Genomic DNA, 21,395 nt, shown 5'->3' with positions numbered 1-21,395 from the left:
GTCCCACGCAACGGAGCCAAATTTAAGACACTCTGCCGGGCCGGAACAGTACCCAACCGTTCACATGAAAAACTAAAGGGATGGACATTATGACCACTGCCGCTGAAATCCTTAAGGAGATTCAGGAAAAAGACGTGAAATTCGTCGACCTGCGCTTTACCGATCCTAAGGGTAAAATGCAGCACGTCACCATGGACGTAGTACTCGTTGACGAAGACATGTTCGCTGAAGGCGTCGCTTTCGACGGTTCGTCAATCGCAGGCTGGAAGGCCATCAACGAGTCCGACATGATGCTGATCCTGGATCCGGAATCCGCGCACATCGACCCGTTCTTCGCACAGTCCACCATGGCGATCTTCTGCGACATCGTCGACCCGGTCACCGGTGAAGGCTACAACCGCGATCCGCGCATGACCGCGAAGAAGGCAGAAGCCTACGTGAAGTCCGGCGGCTTTGGCGACACCATTTTCGTCGGCCCGGAAGCTGAATTCTTCATGTTCGACGACGTCCGCTTCACTGCCGACCCGTACAACACCGGCTTCATGCTCGACAGCTCCGAACTGCCGTCCAACATGGGTTCCGAGTACGAAACCGGCAACCTGGGCCACCGTCCGCGCACGAAGGGCGGTTACTTCCCGGTTCCGCCGATCGACAGCGCGCAGGACATCCGTTCCGAAATGCTGTCCGTCATGGCCGAAATGGGCGTTCCGACCGAAAAGCATCACCACGAAGTGGCTGCTGCACAGCACGAACTCGGCATGAAGTTCGACCACCTGACCCGTTGCGCCGACAACATGCAGAAGTACAAGTATGTCGTCCACCAGGTCGCACATGCCTACGGCAAGACGTCCACCTTCATGCCGAAGCCGGTATTCGGTGACAACGGCACCGGCATGCACTGCCACCTATCCATCTGGAACAACGGCGAGCCGACCTTTGCCGGCAACCAGTATGCCGACCTTTCGGAAAGCTGCCTGTACTTCATCGGTGGTATCCTGAAGCACGCCAAGGCCCTGAACGCCTTCACCAACCCGTCGACCAACTCCTACAAGCGTCTGGTCCCGGGCTACGAAGCACCGGTTCTGCTGGCCTATTCCTCGCGTAACCGTTCGGCTTCCTGCCGTATTCCGTTCACTGCTTCTCCGAAGGCTAAGCGCGTTGAAGTTCGCTTCCCGGATCCGTCCGCGAACCCGTACCTCTGCTTCTCCGCTCTGCTGATGGCCGGCCTCGACGGGATCAAGAACAAGATCCACCCGGGCGACGCGATGGACAAGAACCTCTACGACCTTCCGGCCGAAGAGCTTGCAGAAATCCCGACCGTTTGCGGCTCCCTGCGCGAAGCACTGGAAGCAGTCGATGCAGACCGTGAGTTCCTGAAAGCCGGCGGCGTATTCGACGACGACCAGATCGACGCTTACATCGAACTGAAGATGGAAGAAGTCGAGCGTTTCGAAATGACCCCGCACCCGGTCGAATTCGACATGTACTACTCTGTCTGATCCCTTCGGGTTCAAACAAGCGGAAAGGCCGGGCATTTGCCCGGCCTTTTTGTTTTCCGAGCAACCCGCTTTCCATGTCTCAGCGCAAGAGTGAGTGGGTTACCACCGACGGTTCCTCAAGCAGCCTTGGCCAGCCTGACAAGCCCCACGAGAAAATCGCGAGCGACCTAGGCGCGCCCGTCAAGCCAATCGGCAAGAGACGGCCGTTTGCTACGCCCCCGCCCACGCATGGCGGGAGACGCAATCATCGCATTGAGTACAGCCTCCTGCGTCGTTTCAGCTGCTGCGTGAAACAGGACATCGATCTTGTCTTCCTTGAGAATATCGCGAACGATGAAATCACCTTCCTCGAAATGGGCAATCTTGCAGGCAGTTGAAAAGGCAAGTGCGATATCGCCGCTTCCATTGCCGTAGTAGGCACCCAGACGCGCCAAACCCGCCCCGGCTCTGCGGGCAATGCGTTTCAGTTGCCGGCTTTCAAGAGGCACATCAGTCGCCAGAACAACGATGACCGAACCGCGTTCTTCGCTATGGCGCGCCTCCTTGGGATGCGGTCTGCGTCCATCCGGCAGGACAAGGTCTCCGGGGCGACCGAAATTGGCAAGCACCAGGGCGGCAAGTCTGTGCTGACGGCCTCCAAGTTCAAAGACGCGCGAGGCCGAACCGATACCGCCTTTGAAGCCGAACGCGCTCATGCCCGTCCCTGCCCCGACGCTGCCTTGCTCCACCGTCGAACCTGCAGCCTTCAGAGCCGCTTCCGCATCGGCTTCGCTCAAGGCCATTGCCTGAATATCGCTCAGGTAGCCGTCATTGCACTCCATCACCACGGGATTGATGGTGCCTGTGGAACGGCCTATTTCTGGATTTTCGGCAATTGCCCGGCGGATGAGCGCGTTCACACCGGTTCCAACGCCAAAGGTGTTGGTCAGAAGGATCGGCGTTTCCAGCGTCCCGAGTTCATCGACCTGTATCAAACCAGCACTCTTTCCGAAGCCGTTGATCACCTCGACGGCGGCAGGAAGTTTCTCGCGAAAGAGATTGCCCGGATGCGGCACAATTGCCGTGAAACCGGTTCTGAGGTCGCCCTCGCACATGGTTCTGTGCCCAACCGCAATACCATCGATGTCCGCAAGGGTATTCAGGGGGCCGGGTTCCAGAGTGCCGCATATGAGGCCATGAACGCGAGTGCGAGAGAGCGAGGGAAAGGAAGACATGGAACACCGGACGAATAATTTCACTGTCCCGTGTTGAAAAGGAGGTTCAACCAAATCTCAAGACGAAAAAGCCTCCCGAAGGAGGCCATTCGCTTGTGCTGTGGATGAGATCAGTAACAGACGCGCTGGTAACCGACGACGATATACCGACCATGGTAAGGGCTCCAGCGGGTCACGGGCCGGTTCTGGCAACGGACCGGCTGGTAGTAGCGCGGCTGAGCCTGGGAGGCGATGATAGCGCCGGCAGCAAGGCCGATGATGGCACCTGCAGCAATCGCGCCACCATGACGGTTCTTGGCATGAGCTTCGTTCGGGGTAATGGTGACAGCAGCGGTTGCCATGGTGGCGACTGCGACGGCGGCTATTGCAAACTTGCGAAACATGACGGCTCCTTTCAATTGTTGAACAGCGGCTTTCGTTGCGCTGCTGATGAATTGAATGTAGGCGCCGCCCGCTATGTTGGCTGTGACTGTGATCACGCTGCGTCACTTTCGCCAGAGTGTGTGCCGGAGTGTGTTGGGAAAATGTCCGGGACCTGGGGTCTCACAAATAAGTAGGAGTTATCCATGTGGGTGATTATGGCCGTATCCATTCAGCTTTTGAGCGGTCCCAATGTCTGGCCAGTCGCCGATGAAGGCACTTTTCAGGATGAAGCGGAATGTCAGGCCGCACTGAGCGAAGCCGTTCCACGGACACTCTCGGAAGGCATGCGCCTTGCCTGGGAGGGGGGCGAATTGAAATTCGTCTGTGTGAAGGTGCGCGCCAACGGCCAGGTCGGCAACTAACCAGCGGCAGAGCGCTGCAGCGTCCTGATTTTCCGGCAGGCGCAATTTACAAGTCCTGCGGCACGCGCTAGAGCACGACCGCAGGAATGCCGGCAGGCACACAAGACGGACGGACAGGCGACTATGAGCGAGTTCAAATCGGACTTTCTAAACGTTCTTTCAGAACGCGGTTTCATTCATCAGATCTCGGACCCGAAGGGCCTGGACGAGCTTTGCGCGAAAGAAACCGTAACGGCCTACATTGGTTTCGATTGCACCGCACCGAGCCTTCATGCCGGGTCTCTCGTACCGATCATGATGCTGCACTGGTTTCAGAAGACCGGCCACCGTCCGATTGCCCTCATGGGCGGCGGCACCACGCGCGTCGGTGATCCGTCCGGCAAGGACGAATCCCGAAAAATGCTCACCGAAGAGCTGATTGAGGATAACAAGGCCGGCATCCGCAAGGTCTTCGAGAAACTTCTCACCTTCGGTGACGGCCCGACAGACGCCATCATGCTGGACAATGCGGACTGGCTTCTGAAGCTCAATTACGTTGACTTCCTTCGCGACATCGGCCGGCATTTCTCGGTCAACCAGATGATCCAGCGCGACAGCGTGCGCCTGCGTCTGGAACGCGAACAGCATCTGTCCTTTCTCGAATTCAACTACATGCTCCTGCAGGGCTACGACTATCTGGAGATTTACCGTCGCACCGGTTGCCGACTACAGATGGGCGGATCCGACCAGTGGGGCAACATCCTGTCCGGCACCGATCTCGTTCGCCGTCTGGCAGAAGTCGAAGCCTTTGCCCTCACCTCTCCGCTTCTGACCACGTCGTCGGGTGCAAAGATGGGCAAGACTGCCGCCGGCGCTGTGTGGCTCAACGAAGAGCAGCTTTCCGCCTATGACTACTGGCAATACTGGCGAAACACGGAAGACGCCGACGTGGAGCGTTTCATGAAGCTCTTCACAGTTCTTCCAATGGACGAAATCGCCCGTCTTGCGGCACTGCAAGGCTCGGAGATCAACGAGGCCAAGAAGATACTGGCAACGGAAGCGACTGCCCTGATCCATGGTCGGGAAAACGCTGAAGCTGCTGCCGAGACCGCCCGCAAGGCATTTGAAGAAGGCCAATCCGCCGAAGGCCTGCCAACGGTAGAAATTGCCAAGGCCGAACTGGAAGCCGGCATAGGTGTGCTATCCGCATTCGTGAGTGCGGGCCTGTGCGCCTCGAATGGAGACGTCCGCCGCAACATCAAGGGTGGCGCGGTCAAGATCAACGACAAGGGCGAGCAGGACGACAAGCGCCAGATCACGCTTGCTGATCTGACCGGCGACGGCATCGTCAAACTGTCGCTCGGCAAGAAAAAGCACGTGCTCCTGAAGCCGGTCTGAGCAGAGGCACTCCAGAACTGACAAAAAAGCCGGGCACCGCCCGGCTTTTTTTGTTCGGCAATAAGAGTGACAGGAACAAAGGCCTTCGGCAGAAAATTGGTTCGCCAGACATTGGCTGGTGCGATTGCTCAGTTCGCCTGAAACTCGAACATCTTGCGGAAAATGCCTGGTGCTATCGCCGAAATCGGGTTGACCGACAGCACCGGGTCGGACACCGAACCAGACAAGCGATAGGTCACACCGATCAGGCCTTCTCCGGAATTGCCGCCGAGCGCAAAGCCCAACAGCGGGATCTTGGCGAAGAAATTGTTGAGAGCGTAGATCGGCACGAAGGTACCGGTAAGGTTGAGCGTCTGCTGCGACAGATCCACAGAGCCGCTGACAGTTCCTCCCAGTGCGTTGCCTTGGAGAGCCCCGCGACTGATGGTCAGCAATTCGCCTTCCCGTGAGAAATTGATATCCAGCGTTTCGAAACTGGCGGTGTCCGCAGCTTCGTTGGTATTGATCGCACGCCCGTCCGGGATGCGATTGGAACGGTTCTGCTCGCGAATACGCTGAATGGCCGGATCTTCCGTGATCCGCAGTGAGCGTACGTTGAAATCGCCGACCCAGCTGTTCTCGTCGGCCATCGCCACATTCAGGACCCCGGTTCCACCGCGCATACGCTTGTAGAGGTCGAGAAAACGCAGTGTTGCGCCTGTGTTTGCAAAACGGCCAATTGCCGCCTGCGTGCCGCCCTGGTCCGTCACCGTGAATTCGAAATTCGCACGGCCGTTCACAAGTCCCTTCAAGTCCGCAGAGACCAGTCCCTTGGCACCGGTATCGATCTTGCCCGAGAATTTCTCGATCGCCTGATTGTTGAACCCGGTTACACGGTCAATATTGGCGGCAATTCTTGCACCGCCCGAAAAGTCACCGGCTCCCTTGCTGCCGCCGGGGCTCCGCATGCTCTTGATCAGGCCGCGTCCGTCAAAGGAAGATCCGGCGAAGATGATGTCATAACGTCCGTCTGTCGCCTTCTGGATATCGACTTCGACATTGTCGCCCGGGCGCAGCTTGAATGTATTGAACGATGCGCTGACAAGATCGCCGGCCATCGACAGTTGCATCGAACCGGCAACATCGACGCCCTCTGATACCAGCTTGAAATCCTTCACGCGGCGCTGTGTGTCCGTTTCAACCAGCTTGAAAGACGCCGTTGCGGGAACACCCTTGGCTTTTTGCCAGCCGAGCGCCTGCAGCCGGACATCCGTCTGTTTCAGGTCGATGACGAATTCCTGTCCGTCGCTGACCTTTGTAACGCTCAACGTCATGTTGCCTTGGAGAAAGGCGGTCAGATCCACCCCCTTCTCTTTCAGCTGCTTCGCGTTGAGCGCAACAACAACATCCTGTCGTGCCGCAACACCGGATTCGCCCAAGGGCACCACAAGGTCGATATCGGCCTGCAATCCGTCGAGTATCCCCTTGCCGGTAATCGCGACCTGATCCTTGTTGGCCTCCAGCGCAACATCCGACTTGCGCACCGTGTGCCCCATGATCGGATTGCTGTCCGAGAAATTCGTCAGACGGCCTGTCGCCTGCCAGTCGATATCGGCAAGATCGATTTCATTGCCCAAGGGAAACGAAGCCGTGATTTCAAGTTCTCCCGCCCCTTCGACGCCATCATTCTTGAGATCAGCCCGGTCCAGCACGCGGAAAGGCGCACTGTTGACCATCGCACCAAGGTCGCTCGCCGATCCCTCCATGCGGGTCTTCACGCTTGCCATCTTGCCGTCCCGCAAAGGCAGGTTCTGGATCGCGAAGACACCATCCGGCAGGGTAACCTCGCCGCCACTTGAGGCCGTCGCCGTTCCGCCTGTCGCGGTCACGGTCAGTGTCTCGTTTTCAATTGTGAGCGTACCGTCGAGGCCATCAATCTGCGGAACGTCCCCAACAGGCGTCACTGCACCATCGGAAAACGTCATGTCCAGGCGCATGTCGTCCCCCGCCCAGCCCGGGTCCGGATCCCGCGGATCAAATGCCGGCGGGCGGAGCGCACCCGTATAGGAAACGGTCTCGATCAAGCCGCCTTTCAGGCGTTCGATGATCCAGCGGCGCGCCGGCGGCACAAGCGTGATCGGCCAGAGCTGCTTTGCCACTGCAACCGGTATCAACTCCCCATCAGCGGCCAGCGCCAGATAAGGTCCTTCCGGTGTAATCTGCAGCGAGGCGACACCATGCACGACGGCCTTGCCAGAGCGAGCCGTGAAGCGGTCGACGGAGAGCAATTTTTCAAGCGGATCGAAACGCGCACGAATCTGGACGCCGTCCAGCATATGCGGCTCTTCGGGAACATCGGCTGAACCGAACTGCGGATATTCCGAATCCAGATTGATCTGCCACTCCGGACTATCACCAGCAACCGGCGAAACAGACCCCGTGAAGAAGATGCGTGAATTGCCGCGAATGACGTGCGAACTGGTAATTTCAATTGCGTCTTGTCCCGCCTCGAACAACAGGGACAGTGCTGCATCGTCAAATGCGACCAGTGTCTTGCCAAGCTGGAACCAGCCGTTGCGCACACGCGCAACCGCATTGGCGGAGACGAACTTGCCATCGCCTGTCAGTCTGCTCTCGATTTTGGCGGAGGCCGGAAGTCCCAGCCCCTTGCCCTGCACTGATTTCGCGTTTGGCCCCAGCAGTTCGGCAAGGGTGATTCCGTTGACCACGACCCCGATGCTCTTGGCATTCGCACCCGGCGGTGCGTTGCGCGCAAGCTCCAGTCGCCAGGTGGAGATATTGCCGGCAACTCGCGCGAAGGCCCGTATCGAGCGGTTGTCGTCACGCAGGATGTCCGCGTCAATGCCTCGGTATCGTCTGGGGATGGAACCGGCCAACTCGAAAGAAGCGTCACGGATCTTGACGAAGCTGAGGCCTCGGCGGGCAAACTGGTCGTCCACTACATCGCTGACCCTGTCGACGGCTTCCATGAGCGGCCCCATTTCCGGAAACTTCGCCGGCCCGCCAGCCAGGACAATCCGCACATGGGGCCTTGTCAGGATTAGAGACGAAAAATGGAGCTTGCCGGAGAGCAGTGCATCCCGGTTCAGCGGCGCAGTCAGTTCAGGAAGACTGATGCTTACTGGTGACCCACCGGCGATCTCCGCCCTGGCATCCGAAATCAGGATATTGATGCCGTCCGGCGCAGTAAAATCGACACTTGCGCTGCCAATGGAAAGTTCAACCTGCCCTCGGGTGCCTTGATAGGCCAGCAGGCTGCCTAGAAGCGGAATGTGCACCGGCCCGGTTGCAAACAGAATGGCGATGCCGACAAGAAAACCAACCAGAACGGCGGCGAAGACGTAGCGCAAGCGCTTGCGTTTTTTCGGCGTCACTTTGGCCGTGTCCTGAGATCCGCCGGTTTTAGGCAAATACGTCAATCCAATCTTTCGCCTGCATGCGTAAGACAGGCGCTTGGGTTCGGGTTCGGAGCAAAGCGCCTGGTTACCTCACTACAGCTCCGGACGAGTCGCTGAGCGATTGATGATACTGCGAAAGCTTTGCTAAAAGCGACCGCAGCCATTGTAGACGCAGCCGGAAACCGGCATTAACGCACAAACTTTGACAGAAGGAAGGCATGATGAGCGAATTGGCCGTCGGGGATGTCGCACCGGATTTCGAACTGGAAGGGGATGGCGGCAACAAGGTGTCGCTGAGCGCCCTCAAAGGAAAACCCGTCGTAGTGTATTTTTATCCCAAGGATGACACACCGGGCTGCACAAAGGAGGCTATTGCCTTCACTGAACAGTCCGATGCATTTGCCAAACTTGGTGTGACCATTATCGGGCTCTCGCCTGACACAGCCGCCAAACACGACAAGTTCATCGCCAAGCACAATCTGGCGATCAGACTGGGGGCGGACACGGAAAAGGAAGTCGCGGAGGCCTATGGGGTCTGGGTCGAAAAATCCATGTACGGCAAGAAATACATGGGTGTGGAACGCACTACCTTTCTCGTCGGTGCAGACGGCAAGATCGCCGAGATCTGGCGCAAGGTGAAAGTTCCAGGGCACGCGGATGCCGTTCTTGAGGCTGCGCGGGCCCTGTGAGTTCCCCACTGGAAACGGCAACCGGCAGCGCCTGGATGGTGACCGGAAGGGACAACTTGCCGCACACTCTGGTTGCCGGAGCGCGAGCGATCGTGTGCGCTTCCGATACAGCCGAAAAAGTGCGGCTTGCCTATGCTGTTTCCAGGGCCTGGTTTCAGCGTGAACTCGCTCTCGGATCTCCCTCGAGAGATGGTGCGATGCCGGATCGGCCGGGCCGGCCTGAAAAACCTGTTCTGCTTGCACCGCGAGACATGCCAAAACGCAGCTTGAAGGGCAAGGCGGGCCGCCTTGCCCTGATTCACTCCCTGGCACACATCGAGCTCAATGCAGTGGACCTGACATGGGACCTGATCGGACGCTTCGCGCACGTCAGGCTGCCCAGGTCCTACTATGACGACTGGGTGCGAGTCGGGCTTGAGGAAGCCAAGCATTTCGCCATGCTGCAGGAGCGCCTGGCGAAACTGGACGCCACCTACGGAGACCTGCCTGCCCACGACGGTCTCTGGCAGGCAGCGCAGGACACCGGACACGACCTTGCTGCCCGCCTTGCCATCATCCCGTTGGTACTCGAGGCAAGAGGCCTCGACATCACGCCACCGATGATCGAAAAAGCCCGCGAAATCGATGACGAAGACACCGCCAAATGTCTCGACATCATCTATCGGGACGAGAAAAACCATGTTGCCTTTGGCGCAAAGTGGTTCCGGTTTCTGTGTGACCGGCAGGGAATCAGGCCTGAGTCGGCATTCCACAGCTACGTGCGCCGTCACTTCAGGGGTCCGTTAAAACCTCCCTTCAACGATCGCGCGCGGTCCGAAGCTGGACTAACTCCCGGTTTTTACAAGCCTCTTGCGCCTCTCATCGGATAAATTTCACTGCCGTGAAGACGAATTATTAACCTTACCAAATTCTAATCAGGCTCAGATCTTTTGCAGAATGCAGGCAGTGACTGAGTGACAATGCAACAGCGCCAAGAATCGACGCGGACCTATCAAGCCCCCCGGACAGAGCCACATCATCCGGTTCTGGAAAAGGGCGAGAAGACGACCACGTACAGTGTAAGGCCGGTTCATCTTATTTGCGGTGCAATCGGCTGCGTGACGGCAACCTTGGCGGTTGCAGGCACAATTGGCTACTACGCCCTGCGCAGTGACATGATGGCCGAGGCCAGCGCTGAAAGAACAGAGCTGGTGCTGGAGTATCAGGACCACATCGACCGCCTGCGTACCGAGATTGCAAATCTGACGAGCCGCCAGATGGTCGACAGGGAAACCGTCGAGATCCAGGTAATGGACGTTCTGCGCCGGCAGCAGGACCTCAATCAGCGCCATGCCATCGTGGCCGACCTGGTTGCCAGGGCGGAAAGCGTCGGTATCTACCTTAGCAACGACAAGCCCCTGCCCCCGGAGAAACCTTCGCTCGACGAGCGCAACCTCGCTTCCCTGGATGGTAGCGACAAATCTGCAATCGGCGGCGAAAGCGAGTTGATCGAGGAACCGGTAAAGGCCTTGGGATTGCGCGATGGTTCCACAAGATCCTTCGATCCTCTGGCTATTCTGCAGCAGCCGGCAACCGATACCGCAACGCCGGATACCGACGTAAAAAAAAACTCTGAGAAACAGGCTGCCCTCGACGCGGTAAAGGCCGACATCTCCATGATGGACGAAGAAAGTACGGCCGCCGTCGATGCGATCACCATCGCGACGGAAGGCCGTATTGAGGACATCCTCCGCATCACGCGTTCTATCACGCCCGGACTCAACGCCACACTGCGTGAAAAGACCTCCCTCGGCGGCCCGTTCCAGCCGATAAACGACGAGAACTTTCCAGACCGCCTGGACCGCGCAAACACAGCCCTGGACACTCTGCGCCGCGTGAAATTTACCGCACTGCGTCTGCCGATCAAACGGCCGGTCCGGAACGGCTCCGTGTCAAGCACCTACGGCCCTCGGGTTGATCCGTTCCTGGGCCGGCTGGCCATGCACACTGGCATCGACTTCAAGGCCCCTTACGGCGCACGCGTATTCGCAACGGCACCCGGCACAGTGATCAGCGCGGGACGTAATGGTGGATATGGCAAGATGGTGGAGATCCGTCATGCGAACGGGTTCGTCACCCGATATGCTCATATGAGCCGCATCCAGGTATCGGAAGGCGACCATGTTCTGGCGGGCGATCTCGTCGGCAATGTCGGCTCCACCGGTCGCTCCACTGGTCCGCATCTCCACTACGAGATCCGCCGGCATGACAAGCCCGGCAACCCGGCAGCTTTCCTGGCGGCAGGCGATCGCTTCTCGGCACTCGACCTTTGAAGGGTGAGCAAGCCCGGAACAAAAAACGGGGCCGAATGGCCCCGCTTTCATTTGTATTTTCCGCTGTGCCTTTAGTCGATATCGGCGACTTCGACCGGATCTCCACCAAAGACGCGCTGTGCCAGCGCAGCTTCCATGAATTCATCCAGATCGCCATCGAGAACATCGCCCGGAGACGTGCTCTCAACGCCCGTGCGCAGGTCCTTGACCAACTGATAGGGCTGAAGGACGTAAGAGCGGATCTGGTGCCCCCAGCCGATGTCGGTTTTCGAGGCGGCTTCGGCGCTGGCCGCTTCTTCGCGCTTCTTCAACTCCGCTTCATAAAGGCGGGCCTTCAGCATCGACCAGGCCGTTGCCCGGTTCTTGTGCTGTGAGCGCTCGGACTGACACTGCACCACGATACCGGTTGGCTGGTGCGTGATACGCACGGCGGAATCGGTCGTGTTGACGTGCTGACCACCCGCTCCGGAGGCGCGGTAGGTATCAATGCGGCAATCACTCTCATTGATGTCGATCTCGATGGAATCGTCAATCACCGGATAGACCCAGGCACTGGAGAAGCTGGTGTGTCGGCGGGCGTTGCTGTCATAGGGCGAAATCCGCACGAGGCGATGCACGCCCGATTCGGTCTTCAGCCAGCCATAGGCATTCTCGCCCTTGATCAGCAAGGTCGCGGACTTGATGCCCGCTTCTTCACCGTCATGATATTCCAGCACTTCAACCTTGAAGCCCCGTTTTTCCGCCCACCGGCGGTACATGCGAAGCAACATGGACGCCCAGTCCTGGCTCTCGGTGCCGCCTGCACCGGAGTTGATTTCCAGGTACGTGTCGTTCGCATCGGCCTCACCGGACAGCAGCGAATTGAGCTGCAGCTGGTTGACCTTGCCTTTGAGACCACGAAGCGCTTCCTCGGCATCGGTAATGACCGACTTGTCGTCTTCCATCTCGCCGAGTTCAATCAGTTCGATATTGTCGGAAAGGTCCTGCTCCAGAGACTTGATGCCACCAATGCTGTCATCAAGCTGCTGACGCTCGCGCATCAGCTTCTGGGCCTTGGACGGCTCATTCCAGAGGTTCGGATCTTCGGAAAGGGCGTTCAGCTCTTCCAGTCGGACGACGGCCTGATCCCAGTCAAAGATGCCTCCTCAGCAGGCTTATGGCCTGCTTGATTTCATCGACGATCGCTTCCATTTCGGCGCGCATCGGATACCTCGCTTTTGATGTGAAGCGGCCCGGTCTCCTGCAAGAGGCACCGGGCCGAGAATTGGAGCGGGACATTACCCAAGCAGGACTTCGCTGTAAACCGTCGAAAAGGATCTCGCTATGACCTGACAGTCAGCCAGCCCCTGCTAGGCCAAGCGGGTCAGTAAAGACCGCCTGTACCGACCGTAACGGCCTGCTGCGCTTCCGGAGAAACCGCAGTCGGAACTCCCATGGTGTCCTGGAACCCGATGACGGAGTAACTGTCCGGCGGAGCCATGCCCGGCTTGAAGGCTTCCAGTATCGAACCCGGATCACCGGCGGCGGTTCTAAGACCGGTGCGGCGGTTGATCGGGATCAGCTGAAGGCCCTTTGGTACACGGAATTCCACCGGTGGCTTGTCGGCCAGAGCAGTCTTGACGAACTCGGTGAAGATCGGCGCCGCCACCTGACCGCCGGTTGCCCCGCGGCCCATCGGTTTCGGATTGTCGAAGCCCACAAACACGCCGACCGCAAGATCCGGCGTAAAGCCCATGAACCAGGCGTCTTTTTCGTCGTTGGTGGTACCTGTCTTGCCGGCGACCGGACGACCTACTGCGCGAACGGACGTTGCCGTACCGCGCTGAACCACGCCTTCCATCATCGATGTGATCTGATAGGCAGTCATCGGGTCGAGTACCTGCTCGCGGTCGTCGATCAGGGTCGGTTCGTCCTGGCCTTCCCACACATCCTGCGTACAGCCGTCACAGATGCGGCTGTCATGCTTGTAGATGGTACGGCCGTAACGGTCCTGAATACGGTCGATCAGGGTTGGTCGAACTTTCCTGCCGCCATTGGCGATGGTCGCATAAGCGGTGGTCAGGCGCAGCACGGTGGTTTCCCCCGCACCAAGCGACATGGACAGAACCGGAAGCATGTTGTCGTAGATGCCGAAACGCTTCGCATATTCTGCGACCAGCGGCATGCCCATGTCCTGAGCGAGCCGAACAGTCATGACGTTCCGCGAGAGCTCGATACCTGTGCGCAGGGTCGACGGACCGTAGAATTTGCCGCCGTAGTTCTGCGGGCGCCACGTGCCGAGACCCGGGCCCTGGCTGATTTCCAGAGGCGCATCCATGATCACGGAAGACGGCGTGTAACCGTTGTCGAGAGCGGCAGCATAAAGGAACGGCTTGAAGGACGAACCAGGCTGCCGGTAGGCCTGCGTTGCACGGTTGAATTCGCTCTGTGCAAAGCTGAAACCACCGACAAGTGCAAGGACACGGCCGGTATAGGGATCCATCGCCACCAGAGCACCCGACACCTTCGGGATCTGACGAAGTTCATAGGTTCCAGGCGCAACCGGGCTTTCCTGGACATAAACAACATCGCCAGGCGTCAGCACATCGGAAACGGCGCTCGGTGCCCTGCCCTTGACCCGGGCCCATTTCATGGTGCTCAGGAACATCGGGCCGGTCTTGCGTTCTTCGGAAAGCTGGCCACTGACCTGCCGTTCCGGCTGAACACCAATCTTGGCCTCTTCGCCGCCGGCTTCCAGAACCACTGCGAGCTTCCATTCCGGCAGATCGCTCAGGGCTTCCACCTTGGCCAGATCGATGCCCCAGTCGGCACCAAGCGTGATCTTGTCGACAGGGCCGTTCCAGCTGCCACGTTGGTGGTCGAAGGCAATCAAGCCGTCCATCAACGACTTGCGGGCCAGTTTCTGCATTTCGGGGTCAAGCGTCGATCGCACCGAAAGCCCGCCTTCATACAGGCGCTTGTCGCCGAAGATGTCGGCCACTTCGCGGCGGACTTCTTCAGTGAAGTATTCTGCGGCAAACAGGCGAGAACCGGTTTCACGCGGCTTGACGACAATCGGTTTCTGTTTGGCTTCCTCGCCATCCTGGGCGCTTACGTAACCATCTGCGATCATACGGTCGATCACGTAGTTGCGGCGCGCAATGGCGGCCTCTGTCTTCCTGTAAGGATGATAGTTACTCGGACCTTTCGGCAGCGCTGCCATATAGGCGATTTCTTCAAGCGACAGTTCGTGAACCGACTTGTCGAAATAGATCAGCGAAGCGGCTGCGACGCCGTAGGCCCCGAAGCCGAAATAGATCTCGTTGAGATAAAGCTCGAGAATTTCGTCCTTGGTGTAGGCCTGCTCGATGCGCAGGGAAAGAACCGCTTCCTTCACCTTGCGCTCATACGCGGCGGAACGGCGTTCACGCTCTTCGCTCACGAGATCGGACAAGAGGAAGTTCTTTGCGACCTGCTGCGTGATGGTCGAAGCACCTTCCGGACGACGGCCGGATCCATAGTTCTGGATGAAACGCACCGCCGCACGGGCAATGCCTTCCGGGTCAACACCGATGTGGGTGTAGAAATTCTTGTCTTCGGCTGCGACAAACGCCTGCTTGACGCGATCCGGGATTGCCTGGATCGGCAGGAACATGCGCCTTTGAGTCGCGTATTCGGCCATAAGACTACCGTCAGCGGCATGCACACGCGTCATGACCGGTGGCTCATAGTTCTTCAGGGCCGTATAATCCGGCAGATCCTTCGTCAGGTCCTGCAGGTACATCCAGACCCCGGCGGCAATCAGCAGCGCAAAGATCGCGCCGATTCCGAACAGGTAGCCAAAAAACTTCACCAAAAATTTCATACCGCGGGCTCGTCTTTCCCCGTTCTTAGCGCTTCCAGCTTTTTAACACGGAAACATTTGCTCAGCATCACCGATGCCGACAGTCGCACAAACTTGTCTGCCTTCCTCGTGCACCAATATGGCGATGCTGAGGCAATCGCCAGTGCTAACCTGCCATTTTGAAAGCAATGCAAGGATTTTTACTGTGACGGTGCTGCTTGTTGCCGCGCAAGCCGCGGCCGGAAAAATCCGTGAACAGCCTCGGTCATGGCATTCGCCATGCGTTCACGCCATTCGTCGGAAATCAGAAGCTTCTCATCATGTTCGTTGGAGAGATAGCCGAGCTCGACCAGCACCGAGGGCACATCATGTGCCTTCAACACCCGGAAACCTGCAGAACGATGCGGATTGTTGATCAGCCGGACAGCGCTTTTCAGCTCGTCCACCAGCGATCTGGCGAAATAGACCGAAAACGACCTCGTTTCGCGTCGCGCAAGATCGATCAGGATATCTGTCACCTCTGTTGGCTCTTCCGTCAGATCCACACCGGCGATGACGTCCGACATGTTTTCCGATTGGGCCAGATCTTCGGCCAGTTGGTCCGACGCCCTGTCTGAAATTGTGTAGACGGTCGCGCCACGCGCCAATTTCTGCCCGCGCCGGACAGAATCGGCGTGAATGGAGACGAAGAGATCGGCCTCAAGTTCATGACCGATTTCAACTCGGCGCCCCAGCGGAATGAATGTGTCATCATCCCGGGTAAGTTGAACGTTGTAGAGCCCGCTTTCATCCAGCTTTTCCTTGAGCAGCTGAGCGAAGTCGAGAACGATCGCCTTTTCGAGAGTTCCGTGGACACCTGTCGCCCCGGTGTCGATACCGCCATGCCCCGGATCGAGGACGATCAGCGGCTTGTCCCTGTTCTTTGGAGCGGTCAACCGGTCACTTTTCGGTGCGGAATCACTCCCGGCGACGACGCGCTTGGGCCTTGAGGTCTCGACAAAGGTGTCGAATTCGTCGGCTGTCGCGCTGACAAGGTCCACAACAAGCCGCGCAGGCTGGTCATCGACAGCCGGCAGGAAAAAGGTCTTGTCGACCTTCACCGGTCCCGTGAGGTCCATCACCACACGGGATCTTCCAACCGCAAAGAGGCCGAAGCGCCAGTCGGTGACAAGTCCTCGCCCGCTCTCGCCAGAATCGGCCGGCAGCGAAAATGTCACTTCGGGGAGGTCAATGATCAGCCGGGCCGGATTGGCAAGGCCGGAGATGGTCGGTGTCACCTGACGGTTCATATCAAGAACGAATCGCGTGCGCGCCTCGTCTCCCGCCACGCGCGCTCCGGTTACCCGGGCCTTTTCAGGTTCGGCAGATGCGGCGCAAGTCAGGCCGGCAAACGCAGCAACGCAGATGCTCAAAACCACTGCGAAAGACGTCGCCAGTCTCAAAACAGTGCCCGGTCCCTGGTCTACTTGCGGTTTCATTCTGTCCTTGAACTCAATTATTTCGGCCATGTCGCTCGAAAACTTCGCGTGTTGAGCCCCCGTCAGCCCTGTCATACGCCATCCGCCACGCAAGGAAAATGCCATATCCAATTCACATTGCTTGCAATGCGCTGCGACGGAACGTAAAAGTACCTTACGGATTTCGGTTTGAAACCGATACCTTTCCAGATAGCTGACATGGGTGTCTATCCACAACGCTATCGCATTCCCAGGCCTTCTAACGACAGAACAGAGGCCGTTCTGCCGCTTAAAGACAAGCCCTGGAAGACAGTGGATCTGGTATCGGCACCTCTTTGAGACCGCCCCGCCTCGCGACGTGTTGCCCTTACAAAACGGCAGTTTCCCCGGCGAGGTTTTCGGCGGCCGTTAGGAGCGGACCCATTCCGGAACCGGATGCAGGCCCATTGGCGAAGCCAGGCTGCATACCGGCAAAAGGTACAACGACTTAACTAAAGGGCCTGCGTTGCCTGAAGGACCCGCGCGATGCACATGGTGATCAACATACAGCAAGGTACCGCTTCAGCGGCTGCCTTCGTTGATCATACGACCGCGCCGGGCGCAGACGCTCTTTCTCATCTTAGCAAAACAAATACGGCAGACATCCTCCTGCTGCGCGATGCGCGTTTCGCACATGCGCCCATGAGTGCTGCCGTGGAGAAGTTCAATAATGGCAAACAAAATGCTGATCGACGCGGGCCACCCGGAAGAGACCCGGGTCGTCGTCGTGCGTGGCAATCGGGTTGAAGAATTCGACTTTGAAGCAGCTAATCGGAAGCAACTGCGCGGAAACATATATCTTGCCAAGGTAACCCGGGTCGAACCGTCCCTGCAGGCCGCATTCGTCGAATATGGCGGAAATCGCCACGGGTTCCTCGCTTTCAGCGAAATTCACCCTGACTACTATCAGATCCCTGTTGCCGACCGGGAAGCACTTCTGGCTGCGGAAGCAGCCGACAGACAGCGTGATGATTCGGACGGTGAAGAAAAACCAAAGCGCCGCCGCCGCTCCCGTGCAGCACGAAACGAGGCTGCTGAAACCGTTGCCAGCGACAAGGTTGAGGCGGATACCTCCGAAGACACCGCAGAAGGCGACGAAGAGGCCGTAAAAGCCACAGAAGATACTGAGGCAGTTTCCGAAGAGACCTCTGCCGACGAAACGGATGGCGAAGCCGTATCCGCACGTAGCACAGACGAAGACGCCTCCGACGAAGAAGAAGACGAAGCATCCTCTTCCGAGGAAGAAGCGGACGAAGAAGAAGAGGCTCCGGTTCGCTCGCGTGGCCGCGGGCGCGGCCGTCGCCGCCAGCGTCAGAACGACGATGACGATGATGCCGACAATGATGTCGATGCCGTCGAATCCGTCGGCGCGGAAGATGCGATGGAAGAAGTTCCTGAACGCATTATCCCGCTGCGCAAGCAATACAAGATTCAGGAAGTCATCAAGCGCCGCCAGATCATTCTGGTGCAGGTGGTCAAGGAAGAGCGCGGCAACAAGGGCGCCGCACTCACGACCTACCTGTCGCTCGCAGGCCGCTATTCCGTGCTGATGCCGAACACCGCTCGTGGCGGCGGCATTTCGCGCAAAATTACCCAGCCGACTGACCGCAAGCGCCTGAAGAAGATCGCCTCCGAACTGGATGTGCCGGAAGGCATGGGCGTGATCCTGCGCACCGCCGGTGCAAGCCGGACGAAGGCCGAGATCAAGCGCGACTTCGAATACCTGATGCGGCTTTGGGAAAACGTTCGCGAGCTGACCTTGAAATCCAGTGCTCCAAGCCTCGTCTATGAGGAAGGCAGTCTGGTCAAGCGATCGATCCGCGACCTCTACAACAAGGACATCAACGAGGTCCTTGTTGCGGGCGAAGAAGGCTACCGCGAGGCCAAGGACTTCATGCGCATGCTCATGCCGAGCCATGCGAAGAACGTCCAGCCCTACCGCGACCCCTCGCCGCTGTTTATCCGCTACGGTGTCGAACCGCAGCTCGATGCAATGTTCTCGCCGCAGGTTACGCTGAAGTCCGGTGGTTATATCGTCATCAACCAGACCGAAGCTCTGGTCTCGATCGACGTGAACTCCGGCAAGTCAACCCGCGAACACAATATCGAGGACACCGCGCTCCAGACGAACCTGGAAGCGGCGGAAGAAGTGACCCGACAGCTGCGCCTGCGCGATCTTGCCGGCCTGATCGTCATCGACTTCATCGACATGGAAGAGTCGAAGAACAATCGGTCGGTCGAACGCAAGCTGAAGGATTGTCTGAAGAACGACCGCGCCCGCATTCAGGTTGGCCGGATCTCGCACTTCGGCCTGCTGGAAATGTCGCGTCAGCGCATCCGCACCGGCGTTCTGGAAAGCTCGACCACGCCTTGCCCGCATTGCCAGGGCACCGGCATGATCCGGTCTGTGGAATCCGTTGCCCTGCACGTGCTGCGTTCGGTTGAGGACAACCTTCTGAAAGGCGCGTCCCACAACCTGATCATTCGCACCACTACGCAGGTAGCGCTCTATATCCTCAACCAGAAACGTTCGAACCTGGTCGATCTGGAAACCCGCTTCGCCATCGATGTCGAAGTGCATGCGGACGACATGGTCAATGGCCAGCTCTACGTTCTGGAGCGCGGTGCACCGGTCGATCGCGACCGTGTGCCGATGCCGGTTCCTGCGATTGTCCAGCCGGATACGATCGAGATCATCGACGAAGACACCGAACAGCCGGACATCGAGGAATTCGCTCAGGAAGACGACAATGACGGCCGCCGCCGGCGCCGCCGGCGCAAGCGCCGGAGGGGTGGTTCCGATAACCAGCAGGACGATGGCGAATCGCGTCAGGTCAACGCCGAGGCAGACGATGCCGACGGCGATGACGAGCAGCCGCAGGAAGCCCGTTCCGGTGGTGAGGAGGACGGTGACGATGAACCGCGTCGCAAGCGCCGCCGTGGACGCCGTGGTGGTCGCCGCGGCCGTCGCAACGGTGACGATATGCAGGCCGAAGGTGGCGCTGAAAACGACGGCGAGACCAATGACGAAACTCGGGAAGCCGCTTCCTCTGAAGAACAGCAGGACGATCAGACCGGTTCTGAAGCCGTAGCCGTCGCCGAAAGCGGTCAGGAAACAGAAGCTGCGGGTGCCGCATCACAAGATGGTGCCCAGGCCGATGAGGCAAAGGCCGTCGATGGCGACACGGTTTCGGACGCTAGCGGCGAAAGCCCTGCGGAAGAAACTGCGCAGCAGGACGGTGCCGCCGTTCCTGTAGAGGCCGATGCGGCAGATGAGACACCGGTGATGGCTGAAGCTGACACCATCGTGGTCGAAACGCCGACTTCCGAACAGCCGATTGCCAGCGAAGCCGACGTCGATGCTGAAGAAGAAGCACCTGCACGCAAGGCGCCGGCCGAGCCTGTCGTAACCAGCGAAACATCTGGAGACGACGACAAGGAAGACAAGCCGAAACGCGGCGGCTGGTGGCAGCGTGGCCGGTCTTTCTTCTGAACCGGCAACATCAACCAGCTTTGAAATGGAAAAGGCGGCCAGTGTGCCGCCTTTTTTGTTGTCCGATGCGATCGATGATCAGACTGCTTTGAAAAAACCGCTGAGCTTCTCAAGCGCCAACTTCATATCGTCATGCGCACCTGCAAAGGAAAAGCGCAAGAACTCATGACCGTGCACGGGATCGAAATCGACACCGGGCGTTGCCGCGACACCTGCCTCGTGCAGCATACGCCTGGCGAAATCGAGACTGTCCGAGCTGAACTGGCTTATATCTGCATAGATGTAAAAGGCCCCATCTACCGGCAACAGCTTGTCGAGACCGATTTTCGGCAACCCGTCGAGAAGCAAGGCACGGTTGGCAGCATACCCTGCCTTGACCGCTTCCAGTTCCTGAACCGAGTTGAGTACTGCTCCCGCAGCGATCTGGGACAGCTCTGGCGGAGAAATATAGAGGCTCTGGGCAATCCGCTCCGTTGGGCGCACCAGTTGTTCCGGCAACACCAGCCAGCCAATCCGCCAGCCGGTCATGCAATAGTATTTCGAGAAACTGTTGACGATAATGACATTCTGCGATGTTTCCAGCGCTGTCTTCTCTTCACCGTCGTAGCAAAGCCCATGGTAGATCTCATCCGAGATGAACCATATGCCCGCCTCGTCGCAATAGCGGATCAGGTCTTCCAGCGCATCGGCCGTCATCATCGTTCCGGTCGGATTGGCCGGACTGGCAACCAGGACGCCTTTCACAGGACCTTCTTTTTGAGCCTCTTCCAGATGCGCTGGCGTCAGGCTCCACCGGGTTTCCTCCCCGACTTCGATCTCGACCGGAACGAGACCAAGGGCTTTCAGGATGTTGCGATAGGCCGGATAACCGGGAGCTGTCAGGACAATTCGGTCCCCGGGATCAAACGCGGCAAGGAAGGCGAGATTGAAACCGGCGGATGAGCCCGTGGTTGCCATGATCCGCTCGACAGGCACGTCGACACCATAGGTCGTTCGATAATGCGCAGCCAATGCCGCGCGCAACGGGCGGATGCCAAGCGCTTCGGTGTAGCCGAGACGACCATGATCCAGAGCTTTTCTCGCCATATCCAACGCAGCCTTGGGCGCCGGGGCCGATGGCTGCCCGACTTCCATATGAATGATCTTGCGCCCCTGCGCTTCCAGACGTGCCGCTTCGGCAAGAACATCCATTGCAATGAAGGGGGCAACGTCACTGCGGCGAGACGGTTGAAAAAGAGGCTGGTTCATGTGTCCTGAAAATCCGGCTGAGAAACTGGCTTCACCCTATCGCGGATTTTTCCATCCGATG

The 21,395-nt window shown here is 58.4% G+C and carries 14 protein-coding genes; 7 read left to right on the top strand and 7 right to left on the bottom strand.

The window, feature by feature from the left end; genetic code table 11:
* Nucleotides 1-89 precede the first annotated feature (89 nt).
* Complete coding sequence (gene glnA / locus HEP89_RS20770; protein WP_055656579.1) at nucleotides 90-1,499, top strand: type I glutamate--ammonia ligase; 1,410 nt, start codon at nucleotides 90-92, stop codon at nucleotides 1,497-1,499.
* A gap of 167 nt (nucleotides 1,500-1,666) precedes the next feature.
* Here glnA and HEP89_RS20765 read toward each other — a convergent pair whose 3' ends face one another.
* Together HEP89_RS20765 and HEP89_RS20760 are read right to left on the bottom strand one after the other, a co-directional pair.
* Nucleotides 1,667-2,713 (bottom strand): P1 family peptidase, encoded by a 1,047-nt coding sequence (locus HEP89_RS20765; RefSeq protein ID WP_168692967.1) that lies wholly within the window; start codon nucleotides 2,711-2,713, stop codon nucleotides 1,667-1,669.
* A 110-nt stretch (nucleotides 2,714-2,823) separates the two neighbouring features.
* Nucleotides 2,824-3,096 carry a hypothetical protein gene (locus tag HEP89_RS20760; protein ID WP_031268405.1) on the bottom strand — a complete coding sequence of 91 codons (273 nt, stop codon included), beginning with the start codon at nucleotides 3,094-3,096 and terminating at the stop codon, nucleotides 2,824-2,826.
* A gap of 183 nt (nucleotides 3,097-3,279) precedes the next feature.
* Between HEP89_RS20760 and HEP89_RS20755 the strand changes: the two genes are divergently transcribed.
* Together HEP89_RS20755 and tyrS are read left to right on the top strand one after the other, a co-directional pair.
* Entirely contained in the window at nucleotides 3,280-3,498 is a 219-nt protein-coding gene (locus HEP89_RS20755) for a hypothetical protein (protein WP_022998411.1), read from the top strand.
* Nucleotides 3,499-3,621: 123 nt separating this feature from the next.
* Nucleotides 3,622-4,875, top strand: a complete 1,254-nt coding sequence (gene tyrS, locus HEP89_RS20750) for a tyrosine--tRNA ligase (RefSeq protein WP_022998410.1) — start codon at nucleotides 3,622-3,624, stop codon at nucleotides 4,873-4,875.
* A 128-nt stretch (nucleotides 4,876-5,003) separates the two neighbouring features.
* Here the strand turns inward: tyrS and HEP89_RS20745 are convergent, their stop codons facing one another.
* Nucleotides 5,004-8,249: an AsmA-like C-terminal domain-containing protein gene (locus tag HEP89_RS20745; RefSeq protein ID WP_208997707.1), complete on the bottom strand. Its 3,246-nt coding sequence runs from the start codon at nucleotides 8,247-8,249 to the stop codon at nucleotides 5,004-5,006.
* 245 nt (nucleotides 8,250-8,494) lie between these two features.
* Here HEP89_RS20745 and bcp point away from each other — a divergent pair, with 245 nt between their 5' ends.
* The 3 genes from bcp (at nucleotide 8,495) to HEP89_RS20730 (ending at nucleotide 11,274) form a co-directional block, all read left to right on the top strand.
* Nucleotides 8,495-8,962 (top strand): thioredoxin-dependent thiol peroxidase, encoded by a 468-nt coding sequence (gene bcp, locus HEP89_RS20740; protein ID WP_062491612.1) that lies wholly within the window; start codon nucleotides 8,495-8,497, stop codon nucleotides 8,960-8,962.
* 35 nt (nucleotides 8,963-8,997) lie between these two features.
* Complete coding sequence (locus tag HEP89_RS20735) at nucleotides 8,998-9,831, top strand: ferritin-like domain-containing protein (RefSeq protein ID WP_168693488.1); 834 nt, start codon at nucleotides 8,998-9,000, stop codon at nucleotides 9,829-9,831.
* Between the two features lie 90 nt (nucleotides 9,832-9,921).
* Entirely contained in the window at nucleotides 9,922-11,274 is a 1,353-nt protein-coding gene (locus tag HEP89_RS20730) for a M23 family metallopeptidase (protein WP_022998406.1), read from the top strand.
* A gap of 71 nt (nucleotides 11,275-11,345) precedes the next feature.
* Here HEP89_RS20730 and prfB read toward each other — a convergent pair.
* From prfB to HEP89_RS20715, 3 genes are all read right to left on the bottom strand, one after another.
* A protein-coding gene (gene prfB, locus HEP89_RS20725) for a peptide chain release factor 2 (RefSeq protein WP_152510645.1) occupies nucleotides 11,346-12,477 on the bottom strand; the annotation gives its coding sequence in 2 pieces (ribosomal slippage) (nucleotides 11,346-12,410 and nucleotides 12,412-12,477; 1,131 coding nt in all).
* Between the two features lie 160 nt (nucleotides 12,478-12,637).
* Nucleotides 12,638-15,109, bottom strand: coding sequence for a penicillin-binding protein 1A (locus HEP89_RS20720; protein ID WP_062491600.1), 2,472 nt, complete (start codon nucleotides 15,107-15,109; stop codon nucleotides 12,638-12,640).
* A gap of 188 nt (nucleotides 15,110-15,297) precedes the next feature.
* Entirely contained in the window at nucleotides 15,298-16,575 is a 1,278-nt protein-coding gene (locus HEP89_RS20715; RefSeq protein WP_055656584.1) for an N-acetylmuramoyl-L-alanine amidase, read from the bottom strand.
* A gap of 688 nt (nucleotides 16,576-17,263) precedes the next feature.
* Here HEP89_RS20715 and HEP89_RS20710 point away from each other — a divergent pair.
* Complete coding sequence (locus tag HEP89_RS20710; protein ID WP_168692965.1) at nucleotides 17,264-20,086, top strand: ribonuclease E/G; 2,823 nt, start codon at nucleotides 17,264-17,266, stop codon at nucleotides 20,084-20,086.
* Between the two features lie 78 nt (nucleotides 20,087-20,164).
* Here HEP89_RS20710 and HEP89_RS20705 read toward each other — a convergent pair whose 3' ends face one another.
* Nucleotides 20,165-21,334, bottom strand: a complete 1,170-nt coding sequence (locus tag HEP89_RS20705; RefSeq protein WP_168692964.1) for a pyridoxal phosphate-dependent aminotransferase — start codon at nucleotides 21,332-21,334, stop codon at nucleotides 20,165-20,167.
* Between the last annotated feature and the right edge of the window lie 61 nt (nucleotides 21,335-21,395).

Origin of the sequence: Labrenzia sp. 5N (assembly GCF_012395805.1) — a bacterium.
In the GTDB taxonomy this organism is placed as follows: domain Bacteria; phylum Pseudomonadota; class Alphaproteobacteria; order Rhizobiales; family Stappiaceae; genus Roseibium; species Roseibium algicola.
The sequence above is the reverse complement of the archived record's forward strand: the minus strand, read 5'-3'. Positions and strand labels throughout refer to the sequence as shown.